At 68.9% G+C, this 18,929-nt stretch carries 17 protein-coding genes; 9 read left to right on the top strand and 8 right to left on the bottom strand.

Going from position 1 to position 18,929, the window contains the following annotated elements; translation table 11 throughout:
- Window positions 1-40: 40 nt before the first annotated feature.
- Both ABLE92_RS05170 and dut read right to left on the bottom strand, forming a co-directional pair.
- Window positions 41-925, bottom strand: a complete 885-nt coding sequence (locus ABLE92_RS05170) for a DUF3710 domain-containing protein (RefSeq protein ID WP_348803597.1) — start codon at window positions 923-925, stop codon at window positions 41-43.
- A gap of 141 nt (window positions 926-1,066) precedes the next feature.
- Window positions 1,067-1,564, bottom strand: coding sequence for a dUTP diphosphatase (gene dut / locus ABLE92_RS05165; protein WP_348803595.1), 498 nt, complete (start codon window positions 1,562-1,564; stop codon window positions 1,067-1,069).
- Between the two features lie 22 nt (window positions 1,565-1,586).
- Here dut and ABLE92_RS05160 point away from each other — a divergent pair, with 22 nt between their 5' ends.
- Window positions 1,587-2,153: a DUF3093 domain-containing protein gene (locus tag ABLE92_RS05160; RefSeq protein ID WP_348803594.1), complete on the top strand. Its 567-nt coding sequence runs from the start codon at window positions 1,587-1,589 to the stop codon at window positions 2,151-2,153.
- Window positions 2,154-2,203: 50 nt separating this feature from the next.
- On the opposite strand, the gene ABLE92_RS05155 is transcribed toward ABLE92_RS05160, so the two are convergent.
- The gene (locus tag ABLE92_RS05155) at window positions 2,204-2,503 is read right to left on the bottom strand and encodes a DUF4193 domain-containing protein (RefSeq protein ID WP_348803593.1); all 300 of its coding nucleotides are present in this window, start codon (window positions 2,501-2,503) and stop codon (window positions 2,204-2,206) included.
- Window positions 2,504-2,930: 427 nt separating this feature from the next.
- Between ABLE92_RS05155 and cei the strand changes: the two genes are divergently transcribed.
- The gene (gene cei, locus ABLE92_RS05150; protein WP_348803592.1) at window positions 2,931-3,647 is read left to right on the top strand and encodes an envelope integrity protein Cei; all 717 of its coding nucleotides are present in this window, start codon (window positions 2,931-2,933) and stop codon (window positions 3,645-3,647) included.
- A gap of 38 nt (window positions 3,648-3,685) precedes the next feature.
- Here the strand turns inward: cei and ABLE92_RS05145 are convergent, their stop codons facing one another.
- Complete coding sequence (locus ABLE92_RS05145; RefSeq protein ID WP_348803590.1) at window positions 3,686-4,582, bottom strand: inositol monophosphatase family protein; 897 nt, start codon at window positions 4,580-4,582, stop codon at window positions 3,686-3,688.
- A 230-nt stretch (window positions 4,583-4,812) separates the two neighbouring features.
- Between ABLE92_RS05145 and ppgK the strand changes: the two genes are divergently transcribed.
- The 4 genes from ppgK (at window position 4,813) to ABLE92_RS05125 (ending at window position 9,012) form a co-directional block, all read left to right on the top strand.
- Complete coding sequence (gene ppgK / locus ABLE92_RS05140; RefSeq protein ID WP_348803589.1) at window positions 4,813-5,601, top strand: polyphosphate--glucose phosphotransferase; 789 nt, start codon at window positions 4,813-4,815, stop codon at window positions 5,599-5,601.
- Window positions 5,602-5,766: 165 nt separating this feature from the next.
- The gene (locus tag ABLE92_RS05135; protein ID WP_348803588.1) at window positions 5,767-7,239 is read left to right on the top strand and encodes an RNA polymerase sigma factor; all 1,473 of its coding nucleotides are present in this window, start codon (window positions 5,767-5,769) and stop codon (window positions 7,237-7,239) included.
- A 362-nt stretch (window positions 7,240-7,601) separates the two neighbouring features.
- On the top strand, window positions 7,602-8,555 hold the full coding sequence (locus tag ABLE92_RS05130; RefSeq protein ID WP_348803587.1) for a sulfite exporter TauE/SafE family protein: 954 nt from the start codon (window positions 7,602-7,604) through the stop codon (window positions 8,553-8,555).
- Window positions 8,556-8,805: 250 nt separating this feature from the next.
- The gene (locus ABLE92_RS05125; RefSeq protein WP_348803585.1) at window positions 8,806-9,012 is read left to right on the top strand and encodes a DUF7455 domain-containing protein; all 207 of its coding nucleotides are present in this window, start codon (window positions 8,806-8,808) and stop codon (window positions 9,010-9,012) included.
- Window positions 9,013-9,225: 213 nt separating this feature from the next.
- Here the strand turns inward: ABLE92_RS05125 and ABLE92_RS05120 are convergent, their stop codons facing one another.
- The gene (locus tag ABLE92_RS05120; RefSeq protein ID WP_348803583.1) at window positions 9,226-10,947 is read right to left on the bottom strand and encodes a DEAD/DEAH box helicase; all 1,722 of its coding nucleotides are present in this window, start codon (window positions 10,945-10,947) and stop codon (window positions 9,226-9,228) included.
- A 302-nt stretch (window positions 10,948-11,249) separates the two neighbouring features.
- Between ABLE92_RS05120 and ABLE92_RS05115 the strand changes: the two genes are divergently transcribed.
- Complete coding sequence (locus ABLE92_RS05115) at window positions 11,250-12,563, top strand: YihY/virulence factor BrkB family protein (RefSeq protein ID WP_348803582.1); 1,314 nt, start codon at window positions 11,250-11,252, stop codon at window positions 12,561-12,563.
- Window positions 12,564-12,585: 22 nt separating this feature from the next.
- Here ABLE92_RS05115 and ABLE92_RS05110 read toward each other — a convergent pair whose 3' ends face one another.
- Window positions 12,586-12,867, bottom strand: a complete 282-nt coding sequence (locus ABLE92_RS05110; RefSeq protein ID WP_348803581.1) for a DUF3039 domain-containing protein — start codon at window positions 12,865-12,867, stop codon at window positions 12,586-12,588.
- A gap of 161 nt (window positions 12,868-13,028) precedes the next feature.
- On the opposite strand from ABLE92_RS05110, the gene ABLE92_RS05105 reads away from it, so the two are divergent.
- The gene (locus tag ABLE92_RS05105; protein WP_348803579.1) at window positions 13,029-13,427 is read left to right on the top strand and encodes a DUF3099 domain-containing protein; all 399 of its coding nucleotides are present in this window, start codon (window positions 13,029-13,031) and stop codon (window positions 13,425-13,427) included.
- Between the two features lie 259 nt (window positions 13,428-13,686).
- Complete coding sequence (locus tag ABLE92_RS05100; RefSeq protein ID WP_348803577.1) at window positions 13,687-14,706, top strand: sigma-70 family RNA polymerase sigma factor; 1,020 nt, start codon at window positions 13,687-13,689, stop codon at window positions 14,704-14,706.
- A 4-nt stretch (window positions 14,707-14,710) separates the two neighbouring features.
- Here the strand turns inward: ABLE92_RS05100 and ABLE92_RS05095 are convergent, their stop codons facing one another.
- Together ABLE92_RS05095 and ABLE92_RS05090 are read right to left on the bottom strand one after the other, a co-directional pair.
- Window positions 14,711-17,632, bottom strand: a complete 2,922-nt coding sequence (locus tag ABLE92_RS05095; RefSeq protein WP_496560768.1) for a bifunctional acetate--CoA ligase family protein/GNAT family N-acetyltransferase — start codon at window positions 17,630-17,632, stop codon at window positions 14,711-14,713.
- Window positions 17,625-18,869 carry an acetoin utilization protein AcuC gene (locus tag ABLE92_RS05090; protein WP_348803575.1) on the bottom strand — a complete coding sequence of 415 codons (1,245 nt, stop codon included), beginning with the start codon at window positions 18,867-18,869 and terminating at the stop codon, window positions 17,625-17,627. Before ABLE92_RS05090 ends, ABLE92_RS05095 begins: the two co-directional genes overlap by 8 nt.
- Between the last annotated feature and the right edge of the window lie 60 nt (window positions 18,870-18,929).

The raw sequence follows: 18,929 nt of genomic DNA, 5'->3' as shown, positions 1-18,929 counted from the left end.
AACGGCTCAGCTCCCGGACCGGCTCAGCTCGACCAACGGCTCAGCTCTTGGAACGGCGACGCCGGAAACGCTGCATCGCCGAACCCGACGACGGCGGGATCTCCTCGGGCTCCTCCTCGATCACCTCGGCGGCCGCGTCGGCCTCACGCACGAGGGTGGCCTGTTCGATCTGTTCGAGCGCACCGCCCGGGATGCGTTCGACGTCGATGTCCTCATCGAGATCGCCATCCACGTCGTCGTCGACGCGGGTCTCGGCGACCTCCTCGGGTTGAGCCGGGGCGGGTACCGCTGACGCCTCGGTGCCGGGCGCTCCGGGCGGCACGGCACCGCCCATCTGCTGCTGCACCATCTGTTGCTGTGCGGCGGCGACCTGCTCGGCGAGGACAGGCGGCAACACGATCGGGAGCATCTCCCGGGGCGGGTGCGGGTCCTTGCCGCGCCGGACCACGGACTCGGCCAGCACCGCCCGGGCCAATTGGCTCAGCTGGTCCCGTGACTCGTCCGGACCGCTGGCCACGCACCGGACCATCCATCGGGGACCGTCGACACCGATGAAGCGGTGGGCGCCACCGGGGACCTCCGCGAGGACCTCACGACCCCAGTGCGCGTCCTCGACGCTCACGGTGGCACCTTCGTCGCGCAGGGACGCCGCGAGTTCGCGCACGACCTCACGCCACAGGCCCGGTGATCGTGGTGCCGCGAAGGCCGTCACGCTGATCCGGCCGTGCGGGGTGACGAGGTACACCGCCTCCGGCTGATGATCCGGGGACATCTCCACGGTCACCTGTCCCCCCTCGACCACGGGGACCAGCACCGAGCCCAGATCCAGATGAGAGTTCGCCAATTCCTCGGCCGGCGTGGCCAATTCGTCGATGTCGTAGGGTCCACGCGCCTGCCCGACCCGCAGTTCGTCGTCCGCTGCCATCTTCTGTCTCATCTCCTGCCCTCACCGCGAACCACGGTGTGCCGACCTTCCCGTGTGCAGGGTAATCGACGGGCCGACCGCGACGTCGGAGGTCAGCGGGAACGGTCGACGCCGGTCGGAGATGTCGCGCGGTGCGCTTCGTCAGGACTCGGGGCCGGACAGTGCGGCGTGGCCACCGCTGGACCCGTATCCACCGGCGCCGCGGCTGGTCTCGTCGAGTTCGTCGACCTCCACGAACGACGGGAGCTCGACACGCTGGATGACGAGTTGGGCGATGCGGTCACCGCGTGCGATGTGGATCGGCTCGCTCGGATCGAGGTTGATCAGGCAGACCTTGATCTCACCGCGGTAGCCGGCGTCGATGGTGCCGGGCGTGTTCACGATCGACAGCCCGGCGCGCGCCGCCAACCCGGATCGGGGATGGATCAGGCCCACCGTGCCCACCGGCAGTGCGATGGCGATCCCTGTGCCGACGAGTTGGCGACGGCCGGCGGGAAGTTCGAGGTCGATGGTGGAACAGAGGTCGACGCCGGCGTCGCCCGGGTGGGCCCGGGCCGGCAGCGGAAGATCGGGATCGAGGCGGCGGACCCGTACCGGTGGCAGCGAGTCGCTCGGACCAGGGGTGAGATCTGATGTCACGCTGGCAGACTACGCTGGCCCTGTGAGTGATCCCGAACCCAGCGAGTCCCATCCCGACGCCCAGACCGCAGGCAATGCCGTCGGGTCGGCCGGTGGCTCCGCAGGCGATCGGGCCACCGGGGGCGACACACGTTTCGACGAACGACTGAGGGTCCCGTGGTGGTGGTGGCTGGCCGCGGCTGTGGTGACCGGCGTGGTCGGGCACGAGATCGAGCTCTCGGCACACCGTTCGGGATGGGGATATCTCGGATACGTGGGTACCGCGATCGTGTGCGCGTTGGCGCTCTGGTCGATGGGTCGCACACGCATCCGGGTGACGGCCGATGGCGAACTGCAGGCGGGCAAGGCGCGCCTGCCGCGTTCGGTGATCGCTCGAGGCGCGACGATCAGCGCCTCGGCCAAGAGTGCGGCCCTGGGACGCCAGCTCGACCCGGCCGCATTCCTGGTGCACCACGCCTGGGTCAAGACGATGGTGCTGTTGGTTCTCGACGACCCTGACGACCCGACCCCGTACTGGCTGGTGTCGACCCGTCGGCCCGGCGAGTTGCTGGAAGCGCTCGGAGTGCCGGACGCCGCAGCGACCTCGTAGAGGTCACCGGCGACCCGGCCCGCCGTTCGCCGGGCAGCGGCCCGACGACCTCAGGCGCAGTCGACGCAGATCATCGACGAGCCGTTCTCACGGGCGAGTCGACTGCGGTGATAAACGAGAAAACAGCTGCTACAAGTGAACTCGTCGGCCTGCTTCGGGATGACCCGCACCGACAGTTCCTCACCGGACAGGTCCGCCCCGGGGAGTTCGAACGACTCCGCGGTGTCTGTCTCGTCGACGTCGACGGCCGCGGCCTGTGCCTCGCTGCGCCGCGCCTTGAGTTCCTCGAGCGAATCCTCGTTCAGGTCTTCGCTCTCCGTGCGTCGTGGCGCGTCATAATCAGTAGCCATTGTGTGCCTTACCTGGTTGGAGGAGCGCACCACGCAGTCCTCGGCTTGTGACCGTCATGAACCCTGGGTGCCGTACATGCCGGGATTGTCTTGCCGGCGTACCTACAACGTCATGACCGGGGCGATTCGTTACCCATCGACCACCGGATCGTTGTGAAGTTGCTCACGTTTTGATGCCTGCTCGCCTCGGGCTCGGGAGAGCGGGCGCCCGAAGCATAGTGGAGACACCGCACAGAGTCAATCACGCCGGTCACCGCGGCTCTCCTCGGGCTCGATCGCCGCTTGACGCCGCCCGCTCCCCTCCGCCACCCGGTGGGCCCGAAAAATGTCACGCGCCATCTCTGGTCGGCGCCGCCTCCGATCCGGCGACGGACCGACCCTCTACAGTGGGCCCAAATCCGCTGGCGATGAAGGAGCGCAGTCCACGGTGGTCTCGCAGATTACGACCGGTTACCCCACCGATCACAACGGGCGACCGTATCGCCGACGCCGAAGCCGGCCCATTCTCATCGTGTTGGCCGTGCTCGCCGTCCTGGGAGTCATCGCCTGGTCGGTGGCGCTGGCGGGCTCGGAGGCCGACGCGACGCCCACCGACTGCAACGTTCCGACCCCGGCGAGTGCCTCCGCGTCCGACTCCGCACCGGCCGACGCGGCCCCGGCGCCGACCTCCGCCGCACAGCCGACCTCCACCGTCGTCGATCGCGACGACATGCTCAAGGTCACTCCGGCGGCGCTGTCGACGTTCCAGGTGCGGGTGCTCAACGCGTCCACGCAGCGCGGCGCGGCGCGCTCGGCGTCGGGCGATCTGACGGCTCAGGGTTTCACCCCGGCCAGCGACTCCGCCTACGGCGACGATCCGCTCTACCCCAACCACGATCTCAACTGTGTCGCGCAGATCCGCTTCGGCCCGGCCGGACAGGCGGCCGCGGCGGCGGTGTGGCTCGCGATCCCGTGCGCCCAACTCGTCAACGACGGACGTCGCGGCACCGACGTCGATGTCGCGCTCGGCGAGTACTACGAGGCCCAGGAGCAGTCCCAGGATGCGCAGGCGGCACTGGAGGCGCTGCGGTCGGCGGATCCGAAGAACCCGCAGAGCGGCGTCGACCCGGGTCTGGTCAGCGCCGTGCACTCCCAGCGCTGCTGAGCGGCCTCCAGACCACCGGCGCCGGGTCCGGCCTCAGGTCATGCCTGGGCGGGCAGCGCCCGCCGGGCATCGACCGAGTCGAGGAGTGCGATGAAGCTCTCGGCGATCCCCGGTGCCACCGCGATCGTGGGATGACCGTCGTCCGAGCGTGAATCCGGTGGCGGCAACAGCACTCTCGCGCCCGCCTCGGCGGCGATGAGCCCACCCGCCGCCCAATCCCAGGGACTCAGGCCGTGTTCGATGTGCGCGTCGACGGCACCGCTGGCGACCATGCACAGATCGAGTGCGGCGGCCCCGATCCGGCGCAGGTCCCGCACCTTGGGCAGCAACTGCGCCACCAGCGCCCCCTGCGCGCGCCGCCGGCGGGCGTCGTACCCGAAACCGGTGGCCACCAACGCCAGGCCCACCTCGTCGATGGCGTTGCATCGCAACGGGGTTCGCACTCCGTCGACGGTCATGACGGCACCGCCGCCCAGCGTCGCCGAGTAGGTGACCCGCCGTGCGACGTCGACCACCGCACCCGCCACCGAGCGCCCGTCGATCTGCGCGGCCACCGACACCGCATACGCCGGGATGCCGTACATGAAGTTGACCGTCCCGTCGATCGGGTCGACGACCCAGCGCACCCCGGTCGGCACGGCGACGCTGCCGCCGGCCTCCTCCCCGAGGACGTGGTCACCGGGCCGCAGCCGATGCAGCATCGCGCGGATCAGTGCCTCGGTCTCGGTGTCGGCCACGGTGACCGGATCGGTGGGCGTCGATTTGGTCGACACCGCATCGTCGACGCCGTCCTCGGCCGCGCCGGGTCCCGGGCCGCCGAACAGTTCCGGCCGCCGGGTGCGCACGTGTGCGGCGGCCTCGTGCGCCACCTCAACCGCCACCGCACCCAACGACGCCGGGTCGATATCGGCCGCACCCCCACCCGCCTCGGACACGTCCGAACTCCCGGACCGATGGTCGACGACACCCTGCCTGTCTGCGTGCTCCACCGTTCCATGTGAGCACACCCGCCGGCCGACGGTGCGATCGGGCAAGTCGGTCCCCGCGCCGTCGACGAGAGTTCTCCGCACACCCCTGCGACCTGCGCGCGGTGTCGATAGCCTGAAGACGCCGCGGCGAGACCGATCGTCGGCCGGCACCCGACCATCGCCTGAGAGGACTCGCCATGACCGACTCCGCAGTGCCCGACTCCCCCACCACCGCAACGAATCTGGGCTTCGGCGTCGATGTCGGCGGGTCGGGCATCAAGGGCGGGATCGTCGACCTCGACACGGGTGCGCTGGTCGGTGAGCGGTTCAAGGTCCTCACCCCCAAGCCCGCGACGCCCAATGCGGTCGCCGTGGGCGTCGCCGAGGTGGTGGCCCACTTCGACTGGGCCGGACCGGTCGGCATCACCCTGCCGGGCGTGATCACCGACGGGGTGATGCGGACCGCCGCCAACATCGATCCCGCCTGGATCGGGACCGACGTGTACGCACTCTTCAGCGAGATGATGGGCGGACGGCAGGTGTCGGTGCTCAACGACGCCGACGCCGCCGGGATGGCCGAGGACGCCTACGGCGCCGGGAAGGGTGTCAGCGGCGTGGTGATGCTCTTGACCTTCGGTACCGGGATCGGTTCGGCCATCCTCATCAACGGAACCCTGGTGCCCAACACCGAACTCGGGCACCTCATCGTCGGCAAGAAGGAGGCCGAGCACCAGGCATCCTCGCGCATCAAGGAGGAGAAGGGCTGGTCGTATGAGAAGTGGACCGAGAAGGTGTCGATCGTCCTCAAGGAGTACGAGGCACTGTTCTGGCCCAAACTCTTCATCGCCGGCGGCGGGATCAGCCGCAAGTCCGACAAGTGGATTCCGTTGCTGACCAACTCCACCCCGGTGGTGCCGGCCACCCTGCTCAACACCGCGGGCATCGTCGGGGCCGCGATGGCCGTCAACCAAGGTCTCCGCGCCTGACCGTGACCTTGACACAGCCATCCTGACCAGGCCTTTGTCACATTCGGCCGGGGGGTGTCGTTACAATGGTCCGCACCGGCGATCTCACGCCGGATCAAGCCCTGATCAGCGACGGCTCACCGCTGCCGCAAACGATAGACACGATTCGTATCCGAAAGGTTGTACGTGGCAGCCACCCAGACCCGCCAGAACGACGCCGAGGTCGAGGATCCGACGTCAACCGCCCCCGCGGCTGACAAGGCACCCGCGAAGAAGGTCGCCAAGAAGGCGGCCAAGAAAGCAACCGCCCGCAAGACCGCAGCAAAGAAGGCCCCGGCCCGCAAGGCTGCGAAGAAGACCGCCGCCAAGGCCGTGGCCACGGGCACCGCCGATGCCGCCGAGGATTCCGACGACGAGCCCACCTCGATCGACGACATCGACGTCCCCGACACCGAACTCGACGACGTCGAGATCGATGACGTCGAGATCGACGAGGACGCCGACGACGAGTCCGAGGACGACTCGGACGACGACGAGGACGATGCCGAGTCCGACGACGACGCGGCCAAGACCGACGCACCGGCACCGGCCGCCGCCACCGGTACCGGTACCGGTACCGCCAAGGCCACCGCGGCCAAGCCCAAGGAGGAGGCCAAGGAGGCCAAGTCCGGCGACTTCGTCTGGGACGAAGAGGAATCCGAGGCCCTGCGACAGGCCCGCAAGGACGCGGAACTGACCGCATCGGCCGACTCGGTGCGTGCCTACCTCAAGCAGATCGGCAAGGTCGCACTGCTCAACGCCGAGGAGGAGGTCGAACTCGCCAAGCGCATCGAGGCCGGCCTGTTCGCCACCGAGCGGTTGCGGCGCATGCTGGCATCCGGCGAGAAGGTGTCCACCGCCGCCAAGCGTGACCTCAACTGGATCTCGCGCGACGGCAACCGGGCGAAGAATCACCTCCTCGAGGCGAACCTGCGTCTCGTCGTCTCGCTGGCCAAGCGTTACACCGGCCGCGGCATGGCGTTCCTGGACCTCATCCAGGAGGGCAACCTGGGCCTGATCCGTGCGGTCGAGAAGTTCGACTACACCAAGGGCTACAAGTTCTCGACGTACGCCACCTGGTGGATCCGCCAGGCCATCACCCGCGCCATGGCCGATCAGGCCCGCACCATCCGCATCCCGGTCCACATGGTCGAGGTCATCAACAAGCTCGGCCGTATCCAGCGCGAACTCCTCCAGGACCTCGGCCGCGAGCCGACCCCCGAGGAACTCGCCAAGGAGATGGACATCACGCCGGAGAAGGTGCTGGAGATCCAGCAGTACGCGCGTGAACCGATCTCGCTGGATCAGACCATCGGCGACGAGGGCGATTCGCAGCTCGGTGACTTCATCGAGGATTCCGAGGCGGTCGTCGCGGTCGACGCGGTGAGCTTCACGCTGCTGCAGGATCAGCTGCAGTCCGTGCTGGAAACCCTCTCCGAACGTGAGGCCGGCGTCGTCCGACTCCGTTTCGGTCTGACCGACGGTCAGCCGCGCACCCTCGACGAGATCGGACAGGTCTATGGCGTGACGCGCGAACGCATCCGGCAGATCGAGTCGAAGACGATGTCGAAGCTGCGCCACCCGTCGCGGTCGCAGGTCCTGCGCGACTACCTGGACTGACAACGCCGCATCATCAGATCGACGCCCCGGCCGCATGGCCGGGGCGTCGGTCGTTCACGGCCCCTGTCGGCACCCGTGTCAAGGGTTGCGCCCGTGCTGATCGCGACCCCGCCGCCGATGCGGTACCGCGACCCGGTCACTCATAGGATGTCCGGCATGCCGCTTTCCGACGTCCGAGGGCTCCCCGTGCTGGTCAGCAGTCGCGTCGTCGACCTGTTACGGGTCGCATCCATGCTGTGTCGGTGACCTGAGCGCGGGCACGACCCGCCGCCCCCGCACACCTGCGCCGTCGGTCGCGATCTGTCGTCGCCACCGCTGATCGGCTCTTCACCCTCACCGTCACCACCGAAAGACATCCACTGATGCGCACTCTTGTCCTCATCGGCCTCGTGGGCTTCGCCGCCCAACTCGTCGACGGCAGCCTCGGCATGGCCTACGGCGTCACGACGACCACCCTGCTGCTGGCGATCGGCACCAACCCCGCGGCGGCGTCGGCCACCGTCCACCTCGCCGAGATCGGCACCACCCTGGTCTCCGGCGTCTCCCACTGGCGGTTCGGCAACGTCGACTGGAAGGTCGTCCGCCGGATCGCGCTCCCCGGCGCAATCGGCGCATTCGCCGGCGCCACGGTCCTCTCGCACCTGTCCACCGAGGCGGCCGCGCCGGTGATGGCCGCCATCCTGCTGGCGTTGGGCCTCTACATCCTGGTGCGCTTCACCTTCTCCGGCATTCCCCGCGAACACCTCGGCAAGCCGCTGCGCAAACGATTCCTGTCACCACTCGGCCTGGTCGCCGGTTTCGTCGACGCCACTGGTGGCGGCGGCTGGGGACCGGTCGGCACCCCGGCGATCCTGGCCAGCGGGCGTCTCGAACCCCGCAAGGTCATCGGATCGATCGACACCAGCGAGTTCATCATCGCGGTCGCGGCCAGCCTCGGATTCCTCGTGAGCCTCGGATCACAGGGCATCAACTTCGCCTGGGTGGGCGCCATCCTGGTCGGTGGTGTGCTGGCCGCACCCCTGGCCGCGTGGCTGGTGCGGCATGTGCCGCCGCGACTGCTGGGTGCGTCGGTCGGTGGACTGATCATCCTGACCAATACGCGCACCCTGCTGCGCGCCGATCTCGTCGACGTCCCGCGTCCGGCGCAGACGGTCATCTATACCGTCATCGTCGTGGCGTGGGCCGCCGCGTTCGCCTACTCGCTGCGCGAATACCTGCGTGACCGCGACCTGGAGTCCTCCGACGCCATCAGCGCTCTGCGGGAGGAACGCGAACGGGCCACCAAGACGCCGTCCCCGGCCGTCGCGGCGAGCTGAGATCGCCGACCTCCCTTCACATTCCGCTCGTGGTGAATGTGATCCACGTCGCGCCGCCGGTAACAGGGACTTGATCTCGTGTTGCGGGCGGCGCACGCGTGTTACGGGTGAGTGACGACACACGCCGACGGGTGCGCGGAACAATACGCAACCCCACAACGTCTGACACAGTGAGGTTGATGCATCGCCCGGATGTGTCGGCTCAAGAAGGAATGGCACCTGCGAGTGCCGGACCGGGACGGAGGAAACAATGCCAGACATCGCGACCACACCCCCGATCTCCCTGCCGTTGACCGCGTCGGACCGTTGTGACCGCTGCGGCGCCGCAGCGAAGGTGCGTGCCGTTCTCCCGAAGGGCGGCGAACTCCTCTTCTGCCGGCATCACTTCAATGAGCACGAGGCACGTCTCGTGGAACTACAGGCGACCGTCGACGAATCGGCCGGCGAACTCGTCTGAACCCGTGTCCGGCCGAACCGGCCGGACCAACCGATCCGATCACAACCGATCGATCGGCCCCGATCTCCTCACCGAGGGACCCACGACCCGGGTCCGGTGGCAGACGCCACCGGAGCCGGGTCGTTTCGTCACCGGGTCGTTTCGTCACCGGGTCGTTTCGTCACCACGGCCCGGAAGCCACCGGCCGAAGGTCAGCGCCACTCCCGCAGCGCGTCAGCGCCACTCCCGCAGCGCCTGAATACGTTCACGCAGCTGATCGCCCGACGCCATCGCCGTGGGCGGTCCGCCGAGCTTGGCACGCAGTTCACTGTGCACGACGCCGTGCGGTTTGCCCGTCCGATGGTGATGCATGGCGACCAGCGTGTTGAGTTCCTTGCGCAGTGCCGCCAGATTCTCACCCGTCGCCCGCTGTGGTGCCTCGGCGGCCGGCGCCGACGCCGCCGCGGTGCGCTGCTCCACCTGGGTCTCCTGGCGTTTGCGCAGCAGCGCACGCACCTGATCGGCGTCGAGCAGACCCGGCAACCCGAGATAGTCGGATTCCTCCTCGCTTCCCGAGAAGGTCGCGGTACCGAACGACGAACCGTCGAAGATCACCTGATCGAGTTCGGCGTCGGCGTGCAGCGACTGGAATCCGCGCTCGTCCTCCCCCGGCTCGTCCTTCTGCTTGTTGGCATCGATGAGCAGCGCGTCGTCGAGGCCGTCGCTCTCGCGATGCGGCTTGCCCAGGACGTGGTCCCGCTGCGCCTCCATCTCGCTGGCCAGGGTGAGCAGGACCGGCACCGACGGCAGGAAGACACTCGCGGTCTCCCCCGGCCGACGCGACCGCACGAACCGTCCGATCGCCTGGGCGAAGAACAGCGGCGTCGACGAACTCGTCGCGTACACGCCGACCGCGAGCCGCGGCACGTCCACGCCCTCGGACACCATCCGGACCGCGACCATCCACTGGTCGTCGGACGCGGCGAACTCCGCGATCCGCGACGATGCCTTCGGGTCATCGGAGAGCACCAGCGTGGGTGCCCGCCCGGTGATCGACTCGATCAGTTCGGCGTAGTCGCGGGCCACGGTCTGATCCGTCGCGATCACCAGGCCGCCGGCGTCGGGCATCCCGGCGGCTCGGATCTGCCCGAGGCGCGTATGCGCGGCCTGCAGCACCGCGGGAATCCAGTCGCCGTGTGGATCGAGTGCGGTTCGCCAGGCCCGCGCGGTGTGTTCGGCCGACAGCGGCTCCCCGAGACGCGCGGTGAACTCCTCACCGGCGTTGGTGCGCCAACTCGCCTGACCCGAGTACGCCAGGAACACCACCGGCCGGACGACGCCGTCGGCGAGGGCATCGGAGTAGCCATAGCTGTGGTCGGCACGTGACCGCTGGCCGCCACCCGGTTCGGGTTCGTAGGTGACGAACGGGATCGGTGAGTCATCCGACCGGAACGGGGTTCCGGTGAGCGCGAGCCGGCGTTCGGCATCGTCGAAGGCCTCCCGGATGGCCTCACCCCACGACTTCGCGTCACCACCGTGATGGATCTCGTCGAGGATGACCAGCGTGCGGCGGTTCTCGGTCCGCACCCGGTGCCGGGTCGGGTGTGCGGCCACCTGCGCGTAGGTCACCGCCACACCGTCGAAGTCGGTGCTCGTCTGACCGGCCGAGTTGCTGAACCGGGAATCGAGCGCGATCCCCACCCGCGCAGCCGCCTGCGCCCACTGGTGCTTGAGGTGTTCGGTCGGTGTCACCACGGTGATCTGCTCGATGGTCCGATCGTCGAGCAACTCGCGGGCGACACGCAGACCGAATGTGGTCTTGCCCGCGCCGGGCGTGGCCACGGCCAGAAAATCCTTCGGGCCCTGCGCCAGGTACCGCGTCAGGGCCCGGCGCTGCCAGGCCCGCAGCGGCGGCCCCGAAACCGTGGGGACGACAACGTTTTCGGCAGAGGTCAAGGGTGCTGGCTCCGAAGGTCGGCAGTACAGGACAGGGAAACACGGGTTGGACGGGGAAACACGGGCTGGGGACAGGGATCGCGATGGGGCGCAAGCGGTGACGCACCGCGCGGACGCGACAACTCTACCGAGCCCCTCGGGCCCTGCACCCGCCGACACTCCTGTGAGATCCGCGGCCCTTCCGCCGGTGCGGCGTGTCGGCCACACCTCGCCCCGCGTGTCGCGCGCGGGGTGGTCCCCCATCGCCGGGCCCGATCGGGGATGCTGGACACATCAGCACCCGACGCCGCAATCCCGCACCGATGACCCCCGACGACACCGCGTCGCCGGGGGCACCCCGGCGACGGCGGCCCGATGTCACGGCCGGCGGTCCGGCGCCACGCCCGGCACCCGCGGGCGCGGCGGCCGACACCGATGTGATCGGTCCCGCCCGGCTCGTGACGCCGCATCCACCGCGCGGTGAGACCCCGACGACACCGTTGTCCGCTGCGCGACGCAACCCGGCGCCGGTGTCGGTGGAACTCGACGCGCCGGACGCACACCATCGGACGCTGTCGCAGGAACGTGACACCGCCGGATCGGATCCGCGCACCGGTCAGGACGACCCGGCCGACACTCCACCGCAGCCCCGCACGCCCGTGCTCCGCAACATCCCGACACTCGTCTGGCGCACCATCGTCAAGGCCTGGGATGACGGCATCGTCGGTTGGGCGGCGCAGGCGGCGTTCTGGCAGGCGCTCTCGTTGCCTCCGCTGCTGCTCGGGCTGCTCGGCAGCGTCGGCTACGTGGCCGGGTGGTTCGGCCCGGACACCGTCGACGTCATCTACGAACGCATCCTGTCCTTCGCCGAACGCACCTTCTCCCCGAATGTCGTCGACGACCTGATCAAGCCGACCGTCGACAACGTCCTGGGCCGCGGCCGGGTGGGCGTGGTGTCGATCGGTTTCGTGCTGTCACTGTGGGCCGGGTCGTCGGCGGTGTCGTGTTTCGTCGCCTCCATCGTGCGTGCCCACGACCAGCACGAGGTCCGGAACCCGGTGTGGCAACGCATCTTCGCACTGCTGCTCTACCTGGCGTTCCTGACCGTCGCGGTGCCGCTGCTGCCGTTGGTGGCGTTGGGCCCCAACTACCTGCGCGACATCGTTCCCGAGTCCTGGGATCCGCTGGTGACCTCGGCGATCAACATCGGCTACTTCCCGTTCGTCGCGCTGCTGCTGTTGCTGGTGCTGACCACGCTGTATCACCTGGCGCTTCCGAACCCGCTGCCGTGGCATCGACTGGTCGGCGGCGCCGTCGTCGCGGGCATCGCGTTCTGGGTGGCGAGCTACTTCCTGCGTCTCTACCTCGCCGCCATCACCCGCGCCGGTTACAGCTACGGCGCGCTCGCGACCCCGATCGCTTTTCTGCTGTTCACGTTCTTCCTGGGGTTCGCCATCGTGATCGGTGCCGAGTTCAATGCGGCGGTGCAGTCGCTGTGGCCAGCCAAACCGGCCGTCACCACGCACGTCCGCAAGTGGGTGCACAGTCAGACCGCGGAGGTCACCGAGCAACTCAGGACGTTGCCGGACCGGCTGTCGAGCGGACCGATCCGGCGCAATCGGTCCGACGACGGGTGACGCCGCCTGGCGGCGCCGGCACTCAGCTCTTCCGCATCCGGTTGTAGATCTTCTTGCACTTCGGGCAGACCGGTGAGCCGGGCTTGGCCGAACGCGTCACCGGGAAGGTCTCCCCGCACAACGCGACGACATGATTGCCCATGACGGCACTCTCGGCGATCTTGTCCTTCTTGACGTAGTGGAAGAACTTGGGGCGATCGTCGTCGCCGTGGTCGGTGGCGTCGGCGTCGGGCCGCTCGTCAGTGCGGGTGTCGGTGTCGATCCGCTCGTCGAGATCGGGACGCTCAATGGTTTCGGTGGGCATGGGCTCCATTGTGCGCCACGTTTGGGCCGCGCCACCAGCGAGCGGCCCGAGGACTGTGCGCCACGACCGGCCCGGGTCACCAGCGCGGGCAGCGACCCGATCCCGACATTTCGGCCGAACCCGACGGTGCGCGCGGTCGACGAAAGTGGGACAGTGGATTCATGGGTGATCAGAACGACGCGGCACAGCGATCCACGGGAGATCGCCGGAACGCCGACGCCTTCCTGATCACCGGCGCACCCACGCCGTACGACGAGCAACATCGTGCCCGGGTGCGCAAATATCTCACGCTGATGGCCTTCCGCGTCCCGGCGCTGATCATCGCGGGCATCGTGTACTCGTCGACGGGTTCGGGCTGGTGGGCCCTGGCGATCATCGCGGCGTCGATTCCGCTGCCCTGGGTCGCGGTGCTGATCGCCAACGATCGGCCGCCCCGCAAACGCGGCGAGGTTCCGCAGTACAAGTACGGACCCGATCATCACGTGGTGGGACCACCGGCGCTGGGCCCCTCGGGCCGCAGCATCGACTCGACGACCGTCGACGGGCCGCACGACACCTGACGGGCCGCACGAGAACTGACGGGCCCGTACGAAAGCCGGGCCTCGTCGTCCCGAGCACGTCACCGGAACGCTCGCGCGGGGTGCGTGATCGTGTTCCGGGACTTCACCATCTCAGCAACTTCTCAGCAGCTCCGGCGGCCACTGTCGCGTTTGCGCAGCTCACCGTACTCGTGACGGCGGGGGCCCCAGCGCGTCCGGGGAACTTTCGTCCACCCATCCGCGTTGGACCCGTTGTATGCACCTAAGTCAGGAGGCCGGAATGTCACGCTCCACCGTTGCTCGCTCCACCACGTCGTCCACTGATCTCACCGACGCGCCCAGCACCTCCACACGACCCGCCATGACCGAGCAGGATCTCGACGCTCAGTCACCCGCCGCCGATCTCGTTCGTGTCTATCTGAACGGGATCGGTCGCACCGCACTGCTCAACGCCGAGCAGGAGGTCGAACTCGCCAAGCAGATCGAGGCCGGCCTGTACGCCAAGCACGTGTTGGCGACCAAGAAGCGGTTGTCGGCCGCGAAGAAGCGCGATCTGAACACGATCATCCGTGAGGGTGAGATGGCCCGCTCGCATCTGCTCGAGGCCAACCTGCGCCTGGTGGTGTCGCTGGCCAAGCGCTACACCGGACGCGGTATGCCGTTGCTCGACCTCATCCAGGAGGGCAACCTCGGGCTGATCCGTGCGATGGAGAAGTTCGACTACGCCAAGGGCTTCAAGTTCTCGACCTACGCCACCTGGTGGATCCGGCAGGCCATCACCCGCGGCATGGCCGATCAGAGCCGCACCATCCGGCTGCCCGTCCACCTCGTGGAGCAGGTCAACAAGATCGCCCGGATCAAGCGTGAACTGCATCAGCAGCTCGGACGCGAGGCCACCGACGACGAGTTGGCCACCGAGTCGGGCATCCCGGCGGAGAAGATCGCCGACCTGCTCGATCACAGCCGTGACCCGGTGAGCCTGGACATGCCGGTCGGCAGTGACGAGGAGGCACCGCTCGGCGACTTCATCGAGGACGCCGAGGCGACCTCGGCCGAGAACGCCGTCATCGCCGGACTGCTGCACTCCGACGTGCGGGCCGTGCTCGCGACACTCGACGAGCGCGAGCAGCAGGTGATCCGGATGCGCTACGGACTCGACGACGGGCAGCCCCGCACGCTCGATCAGATCGGCCGGATGTTCGGACTCTCCCGCGAGCGGGTGCGTCAGATCGAACGCGAGGTGATGGGCAAGCTGCGTCAGGGCGACCGCGCCGAGCGTCTGCGCGCCTACGCCAGCTGATCGACTAACTCAACCGTCTCGGCCCGGCGTCCTTCCTGGAGGGCACCGGGCCGATCCGGATCCGGGCGCTCAGTGCCGCGACGGCGTCGGGTGAGACCAGGATCGGGTCGCACACCACCTCACGGATCTCCGGAATGTCGTCGACGAGGGTGGAGATGCGCAGCAGCAGGTCGATGAGTGCTTCCTTGTCGATCGGCTGTTCTCCGCGGTAGCCGTCGAGCAGGGGTGCCGATCGTGGTGCCGCCACGAGGTCGGCGGCATCGCGATCCGACAGCGGCACCGCCCGGTAGGCGCGGTCGCCGAGGAGGTCGAAGGTGCTGCCGGACAGCCCGAACGAGATGAGCGGCCCGAACGACGGGTCGTCGCGCATGGTGACGACGGTCCCGACCCCCTTCGGGGCCATCTTCTGGACGTGCAGCACCGGATCGCCGGTGAGCTCGATCAATTCGGCGAACGCGGTCACCACCGATGTCGGGTCGGGCAGGTCCAGGCGTGCGCCCTCCCGGTCGAGCCGGCCGCGCCATCCCGGTGACGTGGCCTTGACCGCGACCGGGAAGCCGAGTTCACGGGCCGCGGCACTGGCCTCGTGCATGGTGCGGACCTCGCGGAACTCCACCACGTCGATGCCGTACCAGCCGAGCAGGGTGGCCGCCTCGACCTCGGTGAGGTCGCGGCCCCCTTCGCCGGACTGTCCGTCGGTGAGCCCGTCCATGTGCTCACGGACGAACATCCGGGCGGCCTCGGCATCGGTACCCGCCGGTCGCGCGAAGGTGGGTTCGGGGGCGCTGCGCCAGCGCGCGTACTGCCACGCGTTCGCCAGCGCCGCCGCGGCCCGCTCGGGGCTGCCGTAGGACGGGATGGATCCACGCTCCGGCAACCCGTGCGGCCCCGGTCGCATCAGTCCGGGCGGGATGCCCTCGACCGCGAGGAAGGTCGTGACGATCGGTTTCGGAACGCCGCCCGGCGTGTTCGCCGCGGCCATGAGCGCACGTGCATGCCAATCGGCGTCGACGGCCACCGGCGGTACGAACACCACGATGACGGCGTCGACCCCGTCGTCGACCATCGCCGCCGCGACCGCCGACTCGAATTCCTCCTCCGACGCGCCGGCCCCCAGGTCCACGGTGCCGATGACCTCGAGTCCGCCGGTGCGGGCGGTGTCGGCGGCCAGACTCGCGATGACCGACGAATTGCCGATGACCTGGGTGCGCGGACCTCGGGGCAGCGGCTGGTAGGCGAATATCGTTGCGCAGTCGAAGAGTTCGGGGATGGTGTCGACCTGGATGACCCCCGCCTGTTCGAGGACCATCTGCGCGATGCGGTCGTCGAGCCGGGCCCCGGCCGAGCGTGCGGCGCGGACCGCGGTCATCGCGCCCTTGCCCGACTTCACCGCGACGATCGGCTTGGTCCGCGACACCCGTTGCGCGATCCGGGAGAACTTCCGCGGGTTGCCGAAGCTCTCCAGGTACAACAGCACCACGTCGGTGGCGGTGTCGGAATCCCAGTACTGCAGCAGATCGTTACCGGAGACGTCGGCGCGGTTGCCGGCCGAGACGAAGGTCGACAGTCCGATCTGCCGACGCGCGGCGGTGTCGAGGATCGCGATGCCCAGGGCACCGGACTGGCAGAAGAACCCGACCCGCCCGGCGGCCGGGATGCGGGGCGCCAGAGTCGCATTCAGCGCGATCTCCGGGTCGTTGTTGGCGACGCCGAGCGCGTTGGGACCGACCAGGCGCATGCCGTGTTCGCGGACCTGCTCGACGAGTCGTCGTTCACTCTCCAGCCCGGCCTCCCCGCTCTCGCCGAATCCGGACGACACGATGACCAGGGTGCGCACACCCTTCACCAGGCAGTCGTCGAGGACGGTGTCGACCACCGCGGCCGGCACGGCGACCACGGCCAGATCCACCGGATCCGGGATGTCGCGCACCGACTCGTAGGCGCGGATGCCGCGCACCGACGGTGGACGTTCACGGACCGGCCGTCGGGGATTGCCGTGGCCGTGATGGCCGAGACCGGGATGTCCGGGACCGTGGTGTCCGGGACCGGCCCCGTGTGCGGCGGCGCCGGGCTGGGATTCGGCGTCGGCGTCCCCGCCGCGATGAGCGGGGCCGTTGACCGGGAACACCGGACCGGTGAAGCCACCGGCGATGATGTTGTCGAGCAACGCATTACCCACCTTTTTCGGGTCGGCCGACGCGCCGATCACGGCGACCGACGCCGGCCGCAGGAGGTTGGCGACGCTGCGGGCCTCCGACGCCCGTTCCCGCGCGTTGCGCACCGACATCAGGGCCTCGGTGGGATCGATGAGGAACTCCACATGGACGGTGGCACCGTCGAAGGCCCGGGTGATCTGGTATCCGGCGTCGCGGAACACCGCCACCATGTTCGGGTTCTCGCTGAGCACCTCGGCCTCGAACCGGGTGAATCCGTTCTCGGCGGCCGCCCCGGCGAGGTGCTCGAGCAGGATCGGGCCCAGTCCGCGGCCCTGGTGTTCGTCGGCGACGACGAATGCGACCTCGGCCGACTCCGGTTTCCCGTCGGCGGCGAGGCCCTCGTAGATGCCGATCGCGATGATCTCGCCGCCGAGGACCGCGACGATCGCCACGCGCGTCTTGTGGTCGACGGTGGTCATCCGGACCACCTCGCGCGGTGGCAGGGTCGGCGTCGGACCGAAGTACCGCATGTACCGCGTGCGTTCACTCAACCCGGCGTGGAAGCGGACCACGCGGTCGGCGTCACCGGGAACGATCGGGCGCAGATGCACGACGCCACCGTCGGAGGCGAGCACGTCGGCGATCCAGTGCCGTGGGTAGTCCCAGCCGCCGGACGTGTGCTGGTCGGACGTGTGCTGGTCGGACGGGGCCGGGGCCGGATCCGAGTTCGCGGTGTCGGTGGTCGCGGTGTCGGGTCGCTGATCAGTCACGCGGGTCCTCCGGATCGAGTCCGTGCAGCGGGAAGACGGCCTTGCGGGTCGCCATGATGGCTCGGTCGGTCTGGCGCAGTGCCGACTCGTCGATTCCCGGTGGCGGCGACTGTCCGGTGTCGCCGTCCCACGGCACATAGGCGACATCACCGTCGTCACCCATCACGCCGACCGGTTGTGCCGCGTACTCCTCGTAGATGCGTCCGGCGATCTGCTCGGCCGAGGACCGCCACGACTCGTCGATCACCCGGTCGACGGCGATGTCGCGGTCGAGGACCACGCCGAGCAGATGTGTCCAGCTGCGCGGCACGACGTTGACCACGCCGTATCCGCCGCCGCCGACGGCGATCCACCGTCCCTCGCAGTACCGTTCGGCGAGTTCCCGCATCGCGATCATCGCCGCCCGCTGTCCGTCGACGGTGAGGGCGAGGTCGGTGAGGGGATCGGCGCGATGGCTGTCGGCGCCACACTGACTGATCAGGATCTGCGGCCGGAACTCCGCGATCATCGACGGCACCACCGCGTGAAAACCACGCAGCCACAAGCGATCCTGCGTTCCGGGCATGAACGGGAGGTTGACCGCGGTGCCGTGCGCGTCGTCGTCGCCGATCTCGGTGGGCCAGCCGGTACCCGGCCACAGCGTCGCCGGATGCTGATGCAGGGAGATGGTCATCACCCGCGGATCGGCGACGAACTCGGCCTGGACACCGTCGCCGTGATGGGCGTCGATGTCGATGTAGGCGATGCGGTCGAAGCCGTTGTCGAGCAGCCACCGGATCGCGACGGCGCAGTCGTTGTAGATGCAGAACCCGGCGGCCCGCGACTTCATCGCGTGGTGCATGCCGCCGCCGATGTTGACCGCGCGCCGTACCGATCCCGAGGCCACCGCCTGGGCGGCGGCGAGGGTGCCGCCGACGAGGAGACGAGCCGCCTCGTGCATGCCGTCGAACACCGGATTGTCGGCGTCCCCGAGGCCGAAGAGACGCTCCAGTAACGGCCCCGACAGCGATGCCGTGCCGGACCCGACCGCTCGCACCGCGTCGATGTAGTCGCGGGTGTGCACCACGGCGAGCTGGTCGTCGTCGATCTGCAGGGGCGGCGCGAGGTCGACGTCGTCGAGGACTCCGAAACTGTTGGCCAACGTCATCGTCAACGCGAGCCGGACCGGATTCATCGGATGCGTGTGCGCCCATCGGTAGGACAGAAAGTCCTCACTCCAGATCACCGCGGCGGTCATCGCGGACTCCACTGTCTTGCCACGCCACTCAGGCTAGGCCATATCCCCCACTTCCACTGT

Source organism: Gordonia oleivorans, assembly GCF_040044975.1.
GTDB classification, from domain to species: Bacteria; Actinomycetota; Actinomycetes; order Mycobacteriales; family Mycobacteriaceae; genus Gordonia; species Gordonia oleivorans.
This window is presented reverse-complemented; position numbering and strand designations above follow the sequence as displayed.

What these genes read in the sequence shown, in the direction of transcription:
- ABLE92_RS05170 (WP_348803597.1), bottom strand. Translation starts at nt 925, where the DNA reads ATGGCAGCGGACGACGAACTGCGGGTCGGGCAGGCGCGTGGACCCTAC.
- ABLE92_RS05155 (WP_348803593.1), bottom strand. Translation starts at nt 2,503, where the DNA reads ATGGCTACTGATTATGACGCGCCACGACGCACGGAGAGCGAAGACCTG.
- ppgK (WP_348803589.1), top strand. Translation starts at nt 4,813, where the DNA reads ATGACCGACTCCGCAGTGCCCGACTCCCCCACCACCGCAACGAATCTG.
- ABLE92_RS05130 (WP_348803587.1), top strand. Translation starts at nt 7,602, where the DNA reads ATGCGCACTCTTGTCCTCATCGGCCTCGTGGGCTTCGCCGCCCAACTC.
- ABLE92_RS05125 (WP_348803585.1), top strand. Translation starts at nt 8,806, where the DNA reads ATGCCAGACATCGCGACCACACCCCCGATCTCCCTGCCGTTGACCGCG.
- ABLE92_RS05115 (WP_348803582.1), top strand. Translation starts at nt 11,250, where the DNA reads ATGACCCCCGACGACACCGCGTCGCCGGGGGCACCCCGGCGACGGCGG.
- ABLE92_RS05110 (WP_348803581.1), bottom strand. Translation starts at nt 12,867, where the DNA reads ATGCCCACCGAAACCATTGAGCGTCCCGATCTCGACGAGCGGATCGAC.
- ABLE92_RS05105 (WP_348803579.1), top strand. Translation starts at nt 13,029, where the DNA reads ATGGGTGATCAGAACGACGCGGCACAGCGATCCACGGGAGATCGCCGG.
- ABLE92_RS05100 (WP_348803577.1), top strand. Translation starts at nt 13,687, where the DNA reads ATGTCACGCTCCACCGTTGCTCGCTCCACCACGTCGTCCACTGATCTC.
- ABLE92_RS05090 (WP_348803575.1), bottom strand. Translation starts at nt 18,869, where the DNA reads ATGACCGCCGCGGTGATCTGGAGTGAGGACTTTCTGTCCTACCGATGG.